At 69.4% G+C, this 14,086-nt stretch carries 17 protein-coding genes; 6 read left to right on the top strand and 11 right to left on the bottom strand.

Annotation, left to right across the window (positions count from 1 at the left end):
* Positions 1–9 precede the first annotated feature (9 nt).
* Entirely contained in the window at positions 10–705 is a 696-nt protein-coding gene (locus ACK8HH_RS06165; RefSeq protein ID WP_006896459.1) for a TIGR03089 family protein, read from the top strand.
* A gap of 87 nt (positions 706–792) precedes the next feature.
* On the opposite strand, the gene ACK8HH_RS06160 is transcribed toward ACK8HH_RS06165, so the two are convergent.
* Together ACK8HH_RS06160 and ACK8HH_RS06155 are read right to left on the bottom strand one after the other, a co-directional pair.
* Positions 793–1,962, bottom strand: a complete 1,170-nt coding sequence (locus tag ACK8HH_RS06160; RefSeq protein WP_006896460.1) for an acyl-CoA dehydrogenase — start codon at positions 1,960–1,962, stop codon at positions 793–795.
* A 68-nt stretch (positions 1,963–2,030) separates the two neighbouring features.
* On the bottom strand, positions 2,031–2,738 hold the full coding sequence (locus ACK8HH_RS06155) for a TetR/AcrR family transcriptional regulator (RefSeq protein ID WP_006896461.1): 708 nt from the start codon (positions 2,736–2,738) through the stop codon (positions 2,031–2,033).
* Positions 2,739–2,816: 78 nt separating this feature from the next.
* Here ACK8HH_RS06155 and ACK8HH_RS06150 point away from each other — a divergent pair, with 78 nt between their 5' ends.
* The 4 genes from ACK8HH_RS06150 to ACK8HH_RS06135 are packed head-to-tail and all read left to right on the top strand — an operon-like array spanning position 2,817 to position 5,715.
* Positions 2,817–3,191 carry a nitroreductase family deazaflavin-dependent oxidoreductase gene (locus tag ACK8HH_RS06150; RefSeq protein ID WP_006896462.1) on the top strand — a complete coding sequence of 125 codons (375 nt, stop codon included), beginning with the start codon at positions 2,817–2,819 and terminating at the stop codon, positions 3,189–3,191.
* Positions 3,188–4,006 (top strand): dienelactone hydrolase family protein, encoded by an 819-nt coding sequence (locus ACK8HH_RS06145; RefSeq protein WP_006896463.1) that lies wholly within the window; start codon positions 3,188–3,190, stop codon positions 4,004–4,006. Before ACK8HH_RS06150 ends, ACK8HH_RS06145 begins: the two co-directional genes overlap by 4 nt.
* Complete coding sequence (locus ACK8HH_RS06140) at positions 4,003–4,701, top strand: GNAT family N-acetyltransferase (protein WP_006896464.1); 699 nt, start codon at positions 4,003–4,005, stop codon at positions 4,699–4,701. Before ACK8HH_RS06145 ends, ACK8HH_RS06140 begins: the two co-directional genes overlap by 4 nt.
* Before the next feature lie 3 nt (positions 4,702–4,704).
* Positions 4,705–5,715, top strand: coding sequence for an NAD(P)H-dependent flavin oxidoreductase (locus tag ACK8HH_RS06135; RefSeq protein ID WP_045538619.1), 1,011 nt, complete (start codon positions 4,705–4,707; stop codon positions 5,713–5,715).
* Between the two features lie 7 nt (positions 5,716–5,722).
* On the opposite strand, the gene purE is transcribed toward ACK8HH_RS06135, so the two are convergent.
* The 6 genes from purE to ACK8HH_RS06105 all read right to left on the bottom strand — a co-directional run bounded on the left by purE (position 5,723) and on the right by ACK8HH_RS06105 (position 10,751).
* Positions 5,723–6,244, bottom strand: a complete 522-nt coding sequence (purE, locus tag ACK8HH_RS06130) for a 5-(carboxyamino)imidazole ribonucleotide mutase (RefSeq protein ID WP_062367546.1) — start codon at positions 6,242–6,244, stop codon at positions 5,723–5,725.
* A 130-nt stretch (positions 6,245–6,374) separates the two neighbouring features.
* Entirely contained in the window at positions 6,375–7,145 is a 771-nt protein-coding gene (locus tag ACK8HH_RS06125; RefSeq protein ID WP_412475627.1) for an ABC transporter permease, read from the bottom strand.
* The gene (locus ACK8HH_RS06120; RefSeq protein WP_006896468.1) at positions 7,142–7,927 is read right to left on the bottom strand and encodes an ABC transporter ATP-binding protein; all 786 of its coding nucleotides are present in this window, start codon (positions 7,925–7,927) and stop codon (positions 7,142–7,144) included. The genes ACK8HH_RS06125 and ACK8HH_RS06120 overlap by 4 nt, the downstream gene beginning before the upstream one ends.
* Entirely contained in the window at positions 7,924–8,814 is an 891-nt protein-coding gene (locus ACK8HH_RS06115; protein ID WP_006896469.1) for a DUF4097 family beta strand repeat-containing protein, read from the bottom strand. Before ACK8HH_RS06115 ends, ACK8HH_RS06120 begins: the two co-directional genes overlap by 4 nt.
* 85 nt (positions 8,815–8,899) lie before the next feature.
* Positions 8,900–9,424: a toxin-antitoxin system HicB family antitoxin gene (locus ACK8HH_RS06110; RefSeq protein WP_231650230.1), complete on the bottom strand. Its 525-nt coding sequence runs from the start codon at positions 9,422–9,424 to the stop codon at positions 8,900–8,902.
* 94 nt (positions 9,425–9,518) lie between these two features.
* Positions 9,519–10,751: a 5-(carboxyamino)imidazole ribonucleotide synthase gene (locus ACK8HH_RS06105; RefSeq protein ID WP_006896471.1), complete on the bottom strand. Its 1,233-nt coding sequence runs from the start codon at positions 10,749–10,751 to the stop codon at positions 9,519–9,521.
* A 90-nt stretch (positions 10,752–10,841) separates the two neighbouring features.
* Here ACK8HH_RS06105 and ACK8HH_RS06100 point away from each other — a divergent pair, with 90 nt between their 5' ends.
* Positions 10,842–11,402: a GtrA family protein gene (locus ACK8HH_RS06100; protein WP_045538607.1), complete on the top strand. Its 561-nt coding sequence runs from the start codon at positions 10,842–10,844 to the stop codon at positions 11,400–11,402.
* Here the strand turns inward: ACK8HH_RS06100 and ACK8HH_RS06095 are convergent.
* From ACK8HH_RS06095 to ACK8HH_RS06085, 3 genes are read right to left on the bottom strand one after another with little or no spacing between them, the layout of a single operon-like run.
* Positions 11,374–12,786, bottom strand: a complete 1,413-nt coding sequence (locus ACK8HH_RS06095; protein WP_045538605.1) for a sensor histidine kinase — start codon at positions 12,784–12,786, stop codon at positions 11,374–11,376. The two genes, ACK8HH_RS06100 and ACK8HH_RS06095, sit on opposite strands and share 29 nt — an antisense overlap.
* A 7-nt stretch (positions 12,787–12,793) precedes the next feature.
* Positions 12,794–13,486, bottom strand: a complete 693-nt coding sequence (locus tag ACK8HH_RS06090) for a response regulator transcription factor (RefSeq protein ID WP_197078082.1) — start codon at positions 13,484–13,486, stop codon at positions 12,794–12,796.
* A complete protein-coding gene (locus ACK8HH_RS06085; protein WP_006896475.1) occupies positions 13,483–14,019 on the bottom strand; it encodes a PH domain-containing protein in 537 nt (178 codons plus the stop codon). Before ACK8HH_RS06085 ends, ACK8HH_RS06090 begins: the two co-directional genes overlap by 4 nt.
* Positions 14,020–14,086: the final 67 nt, after the last annotated feature.

Raw genomic sequence — 14,086 nt, 5'->3', positions numbered from 1 at the left:
GGACACTCGATGAGCCACGACACCGTCACGGGCGCGATCTTCGCGGCCGTGCCCGACCATGCGCGGCCGATGCTGACCTACTACAACGAGTCGACCGGCGAGCGCACCGAGCTCTCCGGTGCGACGCTGGGCAACTGGGCCGCCAAGATCGCGAACTACCTGCGGGACGGGCTGGGCCTGGCGCCCGGCGACCGCGTGCGGGTGGATCTGCCGGAACACTGGCAGACCGCGGCCGTTCTGCTCGGTGCGTGGTGGGCGGGCGTCGCCGTCGATCTGAGCGACGACGCGGCCGACGACCGCGCGACCTTCACCTCGCGGGAGCGAGTCGACGAGCACGACACCGACGAGGTGATCGCGGTTCCCCTGGATCCGTTCGCCATGGGTGTGCGCGACCTCCCGGTCGGCGTCGAGGACTTCGGCGAGTCGGTGCGCGCGCACGGTGACCAGTTCGTCCCGGCGGGTTCCGGGCGGGACGCCGTCGACGAGGTGACGGTGGCGCAGGTGCTCTCGGCCGCCGACGGCGGGCTCGATCCGGCCGACCGACTGCTCAGCACCCGCGGATGGCGCACTGTGACCGACGTCGTCGCGAACCTCGCCGCTCCGCTGTTGTCCGGGGCGTCTCTCGTCGTCGTCGCGGGGGGCGTCGAGGACTCCCGTCTGCGGGCGATCGCCGAGACCGAGAAGGCGACCGTCGTCCGGACCTGACCGAGACGAATGCGCGGGCCGACCGCCACCCGCTGACCTCTCGGTCGGGACGGCGGCCGGCCCGCGCATTCGACGGTCCGGCCGGGTTCAGCCGCGCAGCAGCGCGCGGCTCATGACGACGCGCTGGATCTGGTTGGTGCCCTCGTAGATCTGGGTGATCTTGGCATCGCGCATCATGCGCTCGACCGGGAAGTCGGTGGTGTATCCCGCACCGCCGAAGAGCTGAACGGCGTCGGTCGTGACCTCCATCGCGACATCCGACGCCAGGCACTTGGACGCCGAGCTGATGAAGCCGAGGTTGCCCTCGCCGCGCTCGGCACGAGCGGCGGCGGTGTAGACCATCAGGCGCGCGGCCTCCACCTTCATCGCCATGTCGGCGAGCATGAACTCGACGCCCTGGAACTGGCTGATGGTCTTGCCGAACTGCTTGCGGTCCTTGACGTACGCGATGGCCGCGTCGAGGGCGCCCTGCGCCACGCCGACGGCCTGCGCGCCGATGGTGGGACGGGTGTGATCCAGGGTGGCCAGAGCGGTCTTGAAGCCGGTGCCCTCGTCGCCGATGATCCGGTCGGAGGGGATGGTGCAGTTCTCGAAGTACAGCTCCGCGGTGGGGCTGCCCTTGATTCCGAGCTTGTGCTCCAGCGGGCCCACCGTGAAGCCGGGGTCGTCCTTGTGGACCATGAACGCGGAGATGCCGTTGGCGCCCTTCTCCGGGTCGGTGACCGCCATGACGGTGTACCAGGTGGACTTGCCGCCGTTGGTGATCCAGCACTTGGAGCCGTTGAGCACCCAGCTGTCGCCGTCCTTGCGGGCGCGCGTCTTCATCGAGGCGGCGTCCGATCCGGCCTCGCGCTCCGACAGTGCGTACGACGCCATGGCCTCACCCGAGGCGATCGACGGCAGCACCTTGGCCTTGAGCTCGTCCGAGCCCGACAGGATCAGGCCCATGGTGCCGAGCTTGTTGACCGCGGGGATCAGCGACGCCGAGACGTCCACGCGCGCAACCTCTTCGATCACGATGCAGGCCGCGACCGAGTCCGCACCCTGCCCGTCGAACTGCTCGGGAACGTGCACCGCGTTGAAGCCGCTGGCCACGAGTGCGGCGCGCGCCTCCTCCGGGAAGCGAGCCTTCTCGTCGACGTCCTTGGCGTGCGGTGCGATCTCCTTCTCGGCGAGCGCGCGGATGGCCTCGCGCAGCGCCTGGTGCTCCTCCGGGAGCTGGAAGAGGTCGAAATCGGGGTTCCCGAACTTGCCCATCGTTTCTCCTTAAACCGGCGCTACGAGCCCTGTCACTCAGTGCCGTGATCGTCTTCTCGATAAGTGCATCACGGCACTGGGTGCCGCGTCAATCGCCTCCGCACCGCCTCCGCGACCTCATCGGGCGTGGTCCCGGCCGGAAAGCTGACCACCGCGACCTCGGGAGCGGAGGCCGACGACGGATCGGCGTACTCACCGACCACGCCGTAGATCGCGAGCAACTCCCGCCGCAGGGTCTCGGCGGTGGCGTTCTCGTCGCCGCGGACCATCGACCGCAACAGATAGTTGTGGGCGCCGGTCACGGCGGCGGCGAAGGCCACGATCCGCACCCGCGGCACATCCGGCAGAGCGCGGCGGAGGAACTCCTCGAACTTGCGCTGATAGCGGTAGGTGGTGACCAGCTCCCGGTCGCGCAAGGCAGGCACCCGCGCCACCACCTGATAGCGCCGGACCGCGAGATCGCGGAGCGTCGCGAAGTGCGCGAAGACGAGCTCGGCCGCGGCACACACCGCCCACCAGGGATCGGTGCCCGCCTCTTCCTCGCCTCGCAGCAAGTCGGTGACCTGTTCGAGCAGGGACTCATGGTCGGCGAAGATGAGGTCCTCTTTGGACCGGAACTGCCGGAACAGGGTCCGGCGCGACACGCCGGCGGCGGCGGCGACCTCGTCGACCGGTGTGGCTTCGTAGCCGCGTTCGGAGAACAGGCGGATCGATTCCGCCACCACGTGCGCGGCGAACTCCGCGGGATCGGTGTGCACCTGGTCGGTCGTCGCCATGCCGACATTATCGCGCAGATCCCCTCGCCTCATGCCTCGGCCTCGCCGACCGCCCGTCGATACGGCAAGCTGGAGCACATGAAGGTTCCGCATGCCGTGGCGCTCGTCAACAAGTACGTGACCAATCCGATCCAAGGAGTGTGGGCGGGACGGATCGCGCCGTGGGCGATCGTCGAACACGTCGGGCGCAAGTCGAACCGCCGCTACCGCACGCCGGTCCTGGCCTTCGTCGACGCCGGCCGCATCAGCATCGCGCTGAACTACGGCGCCGACTCCGACTGGGTCAAGAACGTGCTCGCCGCCGGCGAGTTCACGCTCGTCCGCAGCGGTAGGGAGCTGAAGGTGGCCGGCGTGCGGGTGATCCCGTCCGACTCCCCCGACGTCGTGAAGTCCGCTCGGATTCCGGCCAAGCTGTCCGAATCGGTGCTCTACGGCCGCCTCGTCGAAGCATGACCGACGCACTCGACGGCTTCGACCGCGCAGAGTTCACCGACGACGGCGTCACCCACCGGTACTACCGCCGCGGATCGGGCCCGGCGGTGATCGTGATCCCCGAGATCCCCGGCATCACACCGAAGGTCGCCGCCTTCGCCCGCCGGGTCAGCGACGCGGGCTGCACGGTGTACGTCCCCTCGCTGTTCGGCGTCGACGGTGCCGATCCGTTCCCCGGCGGTGTGACCGGACCGGCCCGGACCGGTGCGCTGATGGCCCGAGCGCTCGGCCGGGTATGCGTCAGCCGCGAGTTCACCGTCTTCGCCACGGGACGGTCGTCGCCGGTGGTGTCCTGGCTGCGTGCCCTCGCGCGACGGGCCCACGCCGAGTGCGGCGGCCCCGGCGTGGGCGCCGTCGGCATGTGCGTCACCGGCGGCTTCGCACTCGCGATGGCGGTCGACGACACCATGCTGGCGCCCGTGCTGTCGCAGCCCTCGCTGCCGGTGGGCCTCACGCCCGCACGGCGCAGGACCATCGACATCTCGCCCGGCGATCTGGAGACCGTTAAGGTCCGCTGCGCGCGGGGACTGCAGGTGATGGGTGCCCGGTTCGAGGGCGACCGGCTGGTCCCGGGCAGCCGCTTCGATTTTCTGCGAGAACAGCTCGGCGACGCCTTCATCGGCGTCGACCTGCCCGACGACGCCGCTGCCCCGGACGCGTTGATTCCGCCGCACTCGGTGCTCACCGAGCACCTGATCGACCAACCCGGACAGCCGACGCACGACACGCTCGAGGCGGTCATCGCGTTCTTCCGCCGGAAGCTGGAAGTCGAATGACGGGCACCGTCGATCTGACGCCGCTCGACGATCCGTTCACCTGCGCTCTGACCGGGCGGCAGGAGCGGTTCGCCCGGCGGCGCGGCCGCATCAGTGCGTTCGAGCCGGAGGTCTCGGTGTTCTTCGGTCATCCGCGCGAGATGACCGACGCCGACTGGGTCGACATGGCAGCGCTGGCCGGACCCGGGAACACCGTCGGCCTGCGCGACTGCCGGACCCCGGCGCCCCCGGGTTGGCGGCACGTCGAGACCTTCGATCTGGTGCAGTACTCCGGTGAGGACACCGAACGGCGACCCGACCCGGAACTCGTCCGGCTCGGCCCGCCGGACGTGGCCGAGATGACCGAGCTGGTGACACTGACCAAGCCCGGGCCCTTTCTCCCGCGCACCGTCGAGATGGGCGTCTACCTCGGCTACCGGGACGGCGACGGCCGGCTGCTCGCCATGGCGGGTCAGCGGCTGCGGCTTCCCGGCTGGGTGGAGATCAGCGCGGTGTGCACCCATCCGGAGGCACGCGGACGCGGACTGGCACGCAGACTCGTCGCCGCGGTGGCTCAGGTCATCGTCGACGACGGCGACCTGCCCTTTCTGCACACGACGGCGGAGAATCCGGCGCGCAGCCTGTACGAGGCGATGGGATTCGTCCTGCGCAGCGAGGTGAGCCTGGAGATCGTCCGGGTTCCGAAAGGAGAGTGAATGATGTTCGATCTCGGTCTGCTCGGCGTTCCGATCGCGGGCGCTCCGATGGCCGGAGGCACGTCGACGCCGGAACTCACCGCAGCCGTCTCCGGCGCGGGTGGTCTCGGCTTCTACGGTGGCGCCTATCTCACGCCCGAACGACTCCGTGAGGACATCCGCGCGATCGCCGCGCTGACCGATGCGCCGTTCGGCGTCAATCTGTTCGTGCCCGAGGAGATCCCGTTCGACGAAGCGGCCTTCGCCGAGTACCGCGACCGGCTCGCCCCGCTCGCCGAGCGGCTGGGCGCACCGCTGCCCGAGCACGTTCCGTTCACCGACGACCACTTCGACGCCAAGGTCCAGGTGCTGATCGACGAGCGCGTGCCCGTCGCCTCGTTCACCTTCGGCTGTCCCGACGCCGCCACGGTGGCACGACTGCACGCCGCGGAGGTCTTCGTGGTCGGGACCGTCACCTGTGTCGACGAGGCGCTGATCGCGCGAGAGTCCGGAGTGGACGCGCTCTGCGCCCAGGGCGTGTCGGCGGGCGGACACCGCGGCACGTTCGGCATCCTCGACGCCGACCCGGGCATCGACACGCTGCCCCTCCTCACCGGTGTTGCTGACGCGGCGGGCCTGCCGGTGATCGCTGCGGGCGGCGTCGCCTCCCGCGACGACGTGATCGCACTGCTCGAGGCGGGCGCCGCCGCCGTGCAGGTGGGGACGCTTCTGCTCCGCTGCCCCGAGGCCGGCACCAAACAGGCGCACCGGGACGCCCTCGCCGACCCGCGCTTCACCGAGACCGTCACCACCCGGGCGTACTCGGGCCGCTTGGCGCGTGGCCTGGTGAACGAGTTCATCGCCGCCTACAGTGATGCGGCACCGCCGGTGTATCCCCAGGTCAACACTCTCACCGGCGGTATACGCCGGGCCGGTTCCACCGACCCGGACGTCATCAATCTCTGGGCCGGGACCGGCTTCCGGGCTGCTCAGGCGGTCCCGGCGGCCGACGTGGTGGCCGCATTGAGCCCGTAGCGGTCGGTCAGCCGTCGAGCAGGGTCCTGCGCAGCTTCTCGTCCTTCTCGAGGACCATCTCCTCCAGTCCGGCTTGGAACTTCGCCATCGCACTCTGAACGGCCGGATCGGAGGCTCCGAGGATGCGTGCGGCCAGCAGACCCGCGTTCCGGGCGCCGCCGATCGACACCGTCGCGACCGGCACGCCGGCCGGCATCTGCACGATCGACAGCAGTGAGTCCATCCCGTCGAGGTACTTCAGGGGAACGGGCACCCCGATCACCGGTAGCGGTGTGGCCGCCGCGACCATGCCCGGCAGATGAGCGGCGCCACCGGCACCGGCGATGATCACCGAGATACCGCGTCCCGCGGCGTTCTTCGCGTAGTCGAGCATCCGCTGGGGGGTGCGGTGCGCCGAGACCACGCCGACCTCGAACGGTATGCCGAACTCGGCGAGCGCCTCCGCCGCGGCCTGCATCGTCGGCCAGTCGGAGTCACTGCCCATGATGAGGCCGACTCGGGGTGCGGGCACGGTGGCGGGTGCGGTCATCGACGTCTCCAAGGTTCTCGGGGGCTGATTCTCAACAGCGTAGGCGAGGCAACCGTGCGCGGTGACGCCGGCTGTCGTCCCCGACACGGTGTGAAAGCGGCTCGAAGGCGGGCGGCCGGCGTCTTCGCGATCACCGGATCTTGCGGCGGTAGAGGCGAATCGCCGCCGCGTAGGCGATGGCGCCGATCCCGATGCACCACGCGAGCGCGGCCACGAGGTCGGCGGTGGCGACGGGCTGCTCGCCGAGCAGCGCGGAGACGGTGTCGACGATGGAGGTCACCGGCTGGTGCTCGGCGAAGACCCGCACCGGGGTGGGCATGGTGTCGGTCGGGACGAACGCGGAGCTGACGAAGGGCAGGAAGATGAGCGGGTACGAGAACCCGGTCGCACCGTCGACGGTCTTGGCGGCCAGTCCCGCGACGACCGCGATCCACGTCAACGACAGCGTGAAGAGGGCGAGGATGCCGGCGACTGCGAGCCAGGCGAGCGGTCCCGCGGACGATCGGAAACCCATCGCCAGTCCGACCGCGATGATGATGACCACCGTGACCGCGTTCGCCGCCATCGAGGTGAGGACGTGGGCCCAGAGGACGGCGACGCGAGCGATCGGCATCGATCCGAAGCGCTCGAACAGCCCGCTCTGAAGGTCGTCGAACAGGCGCAGTGCCGTGTACGCGACGCCCGAGGCGATGGCCATCAGCAGGATTCCGGGAAGCAGGTAGTCGACGTAACTCGCAGTTCCGGTGCTCGCCTTGATGGCTCCGCCGAAGACGTAGACGAACAGGAGCATCATGGCGATCGGGGTGAGCGCGGTGGTGACGATGGTGTCGACACTGCGCGTGACGTGCTTGAGCGAGCGACCCAGGAGGGCGCCGGTGTCGCTGAGGACGTGTGTGGTCATGACCGGCCTTCGTTCTCGGTGCGGTGTCTGGTGAGCGCGAGGAAGATCTCCTCGAGGGTGGGCTGCTTCTCGACGTATTCGACCTTGGTCGGCGGAAGCAGTCGCTTCAGTTCGGCGAGTGTGCCGTTCGCGATGATCCGGCCGTCGTGCAGCACGGCGGTGCGGTCGGCGTGTTGTTCGGCCTCCTCGAGATACTGGGTGGTCAGGAGGATCGCGGTGCCGCGGCCGGCGAGTTCGCGGACGGTGTCCCACACGTCGATGCGGGCTTCGGGGTCCAGTCCGGTGGTCGGTTCGTCCAGGAAGATGACGGACGGATCACCGATCAGGCTCATGGCGATGTCGAGACGACGCCTCATGCCGCCCGAGTACGTGGCGACGGCGCGTCCGCCGGCGTCGGTGAGCCGGAAGCGCTCGAGCAGGCCGTCCGCGACGGCGCCGGGGCCGTGCACGTGGCGCAGGCGGGCGATGAGCATCAGGTTCTCGCGGCCGGTCAGTACCTCGTCGACGGCGGCGAACTGACCCGTCAGGCTGATCGACCGGCGAACCTCGAGGGGCTCGGTCGCGAGGTCGTGGCCGCCGACGACGGCGGTGCCTGCGTCGGGCCGCGTCAACGTCGAGAGGATGCGGACGAGCGTCGTCTTGCCTGCACCGTTAGCACCCAGGAGTGCGACGACGCTGCCCGCCTCGACGTCGAGGTCGACCCCGCGCAGCACAGAACGGCCGTCATAGGACTTCTCGATTCCGCGGATCCTGATCGCGGGCGGAGCGATGGTCGTGGTCATGACCGTGTTCCTTCGTCTTCGACTGAGCGAGCGCTGTCTGAAACCGAGTGGGCGCGCCGAATCTCGATGTCGCCGTATGACGTTCGCGCGCGAATGGACACATGCTCACCGGTCGACGGGACGGTGGAACCGTCGAGACGGTTGCGCAGCTGTCCTTGAGTGGACGAGAGGTCGAGCCAGGCGGGAACCCCGTCGGCGACGCCGACGACGATCGTCCCGAAGCTGCTCTCCAGGTCGAGAGCGCCGCCGCGCGCCTCACCGACGGTGACGCTTCCGTACGCGGTGCGCGCGGTGACCGACGACGCCGAACCGTCGATGTGCAGGTCGCCGTACGAGAGATTGGCTTCGACGGCGGCGTGCGCCGTGCCGAGGTGGACGCTGCCGTACGACGACTTCAGTGCGGCGTCGCCGGCGACGGTGCCGATCCGGATCTGCCCGTGCCCCGCGACGACCTCGGCCGACCCGTCTACCGTGCCGACGGTGGCGTTGCCGTACGCGGCGTGCAGCCACAGGTCGCCGGTGGCGTCGAGGTCGACGGCACCGACGGACGCCTTCACCCGGGTCGCGGCCAGCCTGCCGGTGGCGCGGACACCCCCCGTGGAGCATTCGGCGGTGAATCGCGAGCCCTCCGGGAGTTCGACCGTGATGTCCACCGACTCGGAGGGGCCGAGGAAGCGGAACCTGGGACGCGGTCCGAGGACGGTGATTCGGCGGCCGTCGAACTCGACGGTGGTCGCTGCCGCACCGCGCTGATCGGCGGGTTTGTCCGGGTTACTGGGCGATACGGTCACGACGGCGTCGGTGCGGTCGCTCGCGATGACGTCGATGTGGCCGAGCGGCAGGTTCACGGCGAGATCGACGGGTTCTGGGGTGCGGTAGGTGGGCATGGGAGAGCCTTCCGGAGGGTGCAGTCGACCGACCCCGTGGTCGAGACGGGGTGATGGGGATCGTTCGCGAAGGTGTGGAGAGTGATCAGCGCGCCCAGCCGGCGAAGTCGCCGCCGGTGCGCAACGCGCGCTGCACGGATCGTCGCCGGCGCGGATTCAGGGCTGAGGCGACGGCGCGCACCAGCCAGGTGTTGACCGAGACGCCCTCGGCGGCCGCGGCTTCGTCCACCTGCGCCTTGAGGACGTCCGGGAGTCGCAGTGTGGTGCGTGAGCTGGTGGTGTCGTCGAAGTCGACGCCGATCGCGGACTCCGAGTCGGCATCGTCGGTGGTGCGCGGCGTTGCGACGACGAAGTCCACCTCGCGCCCTCGCAGGCGGAGGTCGACCGAACCGGGAACCAGGTCACGAGTGATCTCGCCGGCCGCCGCAGACAGGACATCGAGCAGGGCGAGTCGGATGGTGGCGTCCATACTGTTCGCGAGACGCTCCGCGGCGGCGCGGACGTCGTCGACCCCGTTGTCAGCGGCGTCGGAGAGGTCACGTTCCGCCGCGGCTCCGAACCGGCGCTGAAGGTCGTCGACGTACTGATCGAGGTCCATGACATCAATCATGACACCACGATGGTGTCAATTCAACCCCGTGGCGGTTTCACACCCTCGTTCACGCACCGAGACCGCAGCGTCACGATGGTGTCACCGCGTCCGACTAGCCCGCGTGCGGATCCCAGCCGTCGGTCCACACGGCCGCGCTCATCCACTGGGCGGCGCGCTCGGCCCGTTCGCGGACGTCGTCGACGCCCTCACCCGGACGTCCTACGACATTGACGTGTCCGATCTTGCGATCGGGCCGCTCGCCCTTCCCGTACAGATGGACCTTGGCCTCGGGCATCCGGGCGAACAGATGATGCAGGCGCTCGTCCATCGACATCTGCGGAGCCTCCGGCGCCCCCAGGATGTTGGCCATCACGACTACGTCGGCGCGCGCCGCGGTATCGCCGAGCGGGTAGTCGAGAACCGCGCGCAGATGCTGTTCGAACTGCGAGGTGACGGCGCCGTCCATGGTCCAGTGACCGCTGTTGTGCGGGCGCATCGCGAGCTCGTTGACCACCAGTTCGCCGTCCGTCGTCTCGAACAGCTCCATCGCCATGGCGCCCACCGCGCCCAGTTCCTCGGCCAGCGTGAGCGACATCTGCTGCGCCTGCTGAGCGACATCGGCGTCCAGGCCCGGAGCCGGAGCCAGAACGACGGCGCACTGGCCGTTGCGCTGGACGGTTTCGACGACCGGCCACGCGGCGCCCTGTCCGTACGGCGACCGTGCCACCATCGCCGACAGCTCGCGCACCATCGCCACCTTCTGCTCCGCCATGAGCACGGTGTCGCCCGAGGAGGTGTCGTCGAAGACGCGCAACGCTTCGTCGCGGTTGTCGGTGAGCCACACTCCGCGACCGTCGTAACCGCCTCGGACCGCCTTCAGAACCACCTGCCAGTCGTGGGACTCGCCGAAGGCGATCAGCGCGGAGCGCGCCGCGCCGACCTCGCCCGACAGGTCGACGAAGTCGGGAACCGGGAGGCCCAGTTCCGACAGTTTGGTCCGCATGGCCAGCTTGTCCTGTGCGAAGTGCAGCGCCTTCGACGGCGGGCGCACCGCGACGCCCTCGGCCTCGAGCGCTTCGAGGTGAGCGAGCGGAACTCCCTCGTGATCGAAGGTGAGCGCGACCGCCCCTTCGGCGGCGGCGCGGAGGGCGTCGAGATCATCGTGCGAGCCGAGCACCACGTTCGCGCTCACCTGCGCGGCCGGCTCGTCGGCGCTGCCCGCCAGAACCCGCAGGCACTGACCGAGGGCGATGGCCGACTGATGGGTCATTCGGGCCAACTGACCACCGCCGATCATGGTCACGGTGGGCATGCCGCTGGAACGTCGGTCTGGGCTGGAAGTCACCGTTCAATGTTGTCATGCCCGGCCGCGGACACGCGCACCCCGGCCGGTCGGTGACAATTCGGCGGGCCAGATTACGTACACTCGAACCTTGTGCCGACAATTGACGGGGCAGTGAAGCGACTGCCGGAGCCCGTGCGACGGCTGGTGCTCAAGCACAGCGAACTGATCAAGTTCGCGATCGTCGGCGGCACCACATTCGTGGTCGACATGGCGGTCTACTACGCACTCGCCCTCAGTGTTCTCGAATCGAAGCCGACGGTGGCCAAGGTGATCTCCGGCGTGGTCGCCACGATCCTGAGCTATGTCCTCAACCGCGAGTGGGCGTTCAAGAACCGCGGCGGACGCGAGAAGCACCACGAGGCACTCCTGTTCTTCGCCATCAGCGGCATCGCCGTCCTGATCGCCGCCGCGCCGATCTGGATCGCGAACAACGTCTTCAACATGCGTGAGAACCTGGTCGGCCTCGAACTCGCGATCTTCGACTTCCTGCTCGCCTTCGTGATCGGCAACCTGCTCCAGATGGTCTTCCGGTTCTGGGCGCTGCGGCGGTTCGCCTTCCCCGACGAGCAGCCGCGCGGCGGCGAAGGCGGATCCACCGACGTCAACCCCACGTCCGAGGAACTCAGCGATGAGGAACTCGGACATGCGTGAGCGTCGGCCCGTCGCCGTCTGTCCCGTCGCCGTCTGTCCCGGCACCGCCGTCCGCACCGGCACCGCCGCCGGCGTCTGACTCCTCGCCGTAGGACGCACCGCTCGCCGGATGCAGCGGCGCCACCACCGCGAACACCGCGGGCCGCCGCGACACCAGATCGAGCCGACCGCCGTCGGCCTCCACCAGGGCGCGGGCCAGTGACAGACCCAGCCCGTTCCGTCCCCCGCCCGACACACCCCGGCGGAACATCTCCGGTACCACCTCGTCGGGCACGCCGGCGCCGGCGTCCGACACCGTGACGCGGACCATCTCGCGCGATGTCAGCACCCCGACCCGGACGACGCACTCCCCGCCCCCGTGGACCAGTGCGTTGTCGACGAGCACGCTCAGCGCCTCGCGGAGGCGGCCCGGACGACCGTAGGTGTGCGGGACCGGTTCGTCGACCACCATCCGCACCGACCGCCCGGCCGCTCGATACGCGGGCTCGAAATCGCGCACCAGGGTTTGAACGACCGACGTGACGTCGATCGCGACCCGCGCCTTGGGATCCGCACGCGAGGCCGCGATCATCTCGTCCAGTTCGTCGGCGAGCCGTTCCACCTGCGCCAGTCCCGCCTCGGCCTCGGCGACCACTGCCGGATCGCGGTGCAGGGTCAACTCGTCGAGCCGCAGCCCGATCGCGGTGAGCCGGCTGCGCAGCTGGTGGGAGACGTCCCCGATGATCTCGCCCTCGCGCTCGAGCCGCAGGACGATCTCGTCATTGGCGTCAGCCAGCGCCGCCGAGACCCGATCGAGCTCATCGATGCCGTATGCAGGCCAGTCGGAGGAGAAGTCGCCCCGCCCCATGGCGGCGGCGCGGCGCGCGACGTCCGACAGCGGCTCCGACAGCCGCCGCGCCGTGAGGACGGCCACCACCGCACCGCCGACGACGGCGACCAGGATCGCCAGCAGCAGGGTCAGCACCGCCAGCAACTGGGTCGGACGGACGTCCTCCTGCGGTATCGCGAGCGTCAGGTCCACGTCGCGGCCGAGATTGACCGACTCCGAAACCGCCGCGCCGTCGAAGACATGGCCGATCTGGCGGATCCCGCGCTGGTAGCCGCCGGGCGCGTCCCGATCGCGAACGCGATAGGTGAGCGTGAGGCGACCGTTCGGCGGCACCAGCAGACGGAACTGTTCGAGATCCAGATCGTGCGGGGATACGGCGCGGCCGGCGGCCTCCTCCGCGAGCACGTGCTCGCTCATGCGTTTGAGCCGCTCGGAGAGGTCCTGGTGAGCGGAGGTGGAGAACCAGTCCCAGGTGATGATGGTCATCGGCACGCCGAACATCACGCCCATCGCCACGAGGGACGCGATCATCATCTTCAGGATTCGACGACGCACACGGCTCCTACGGGTCGAACCGGAAGCCGACACCGCGCACGGTCACGATGTGTCTGCGATTCTTGGGACGGTCGTCGCCGATCTTCCGCCGGATCCAGGAGATGTGCATGTCGAGCGTCTTCGACGACCGCAGATCCGTCGACCCCCACACCGCGTCCATGATCTCGTCGCGCGACACCACTTCGCCCGACCGCTCCATCAGGAAGCGGAGCAGATCGAACTCCCGGTTCGCCAGCGTCAGATCCTCGCCGTCCACCACCACGCGCCGAGCGCGCGGGTCGAGCTGGATGTCGCCGCTGTCGAGGATCTCCTCCCCCTCCACGGCCGTGACGCTGCGCCGCATCAGCGCGCGCACGCGCGCGAGCAACTCGGCCAGGCGGAAGGGCTTGCCGACGTAGTCGTCGGCGCCCGCATCGAGACCGACGACGAAGTCCACCTCGTCCGTGCGAGCGGTCAGCATCAGCACGGGCAGTTGCGGCAGTTCGGAGCGGATCCGGCGGCACACCTCCAGACCGTCCATCCCGGGCAGGCCGAGATCGAGGATGAGCAGTCCGTAGTCGCCGCTGCGCACCTTCTCCAGCGCCTCGGGACCGGTGGCCGCGATCTCGCAGTCGTTGCCCTCCCGGCTCAGCGCTCGGGCCAGCGGCTCGGCGATGGCCGCGTCGTCCTCGGCCAGGAGCACCGCTCGCGACCTCATCATCGGCGCCACTCGTCGACGCGGCCCGTCAGCGCGTCGTCGTCCTCGTCGAGCAGCTCCTGGTAGAGCTGAGCGTGCACCGCCTCCACCTGCGGGATGTCATGGAAGGCGAGCGGCTCGTCGGATGCCGATTCGATCACCAGAGTGCCGGTGCGGAGGATCCGGTCGATCACCCCGTGCCGGAACTCGACGGTGTTGATCCTGCGGATCGGAATGTCGATGCCGGACCTGGTCAGGACGCCGCTGCGGTAGATGACCCGACGGTCGGTGACGACGAAATGAGTGGTCTTCCACGAGATCAGCGGCCGGATGAGGAACCACGCCACGGCCGCCGCCCAGATCGCGACGACGACGGCGGTGACCCACAACGCGGCGCGGTCGGCCATTGCGGACGTCTGGGCGTAACCGACCGCGACTCCCGCGGCAGCGGTCACCGCCCAGAAGATCAGCACCGGCACCAGCAGGCTCTTCCAGTGCGGATGCCGGTGTATGACCACCACCTCGCCGGGCGCAAGGTTCTCGCGCGGGTAACCCATGGCGTTTCACCTTAGTGCCGGATTCTTAGGAGGGCCTGATATCGGCGCTACACTGGGGCGGATCTGG

Origin of the sequence: Gordonia sp. LUNF6 (genome assembly GCF_047041125.1) — a bacterium.
Taxonomy (GTDB): Bacteria; Actinomycetota; Actinomycetes; order Mycobacteriales; family Mycobacteriaceae; genus Gordonia; species Gordonia sihwensis.
The sequence above is the reverse complement of the archived record's forward strand: the minus strand, read 5'-3'. Positions and strand labels throughout refer to the sequence as shown.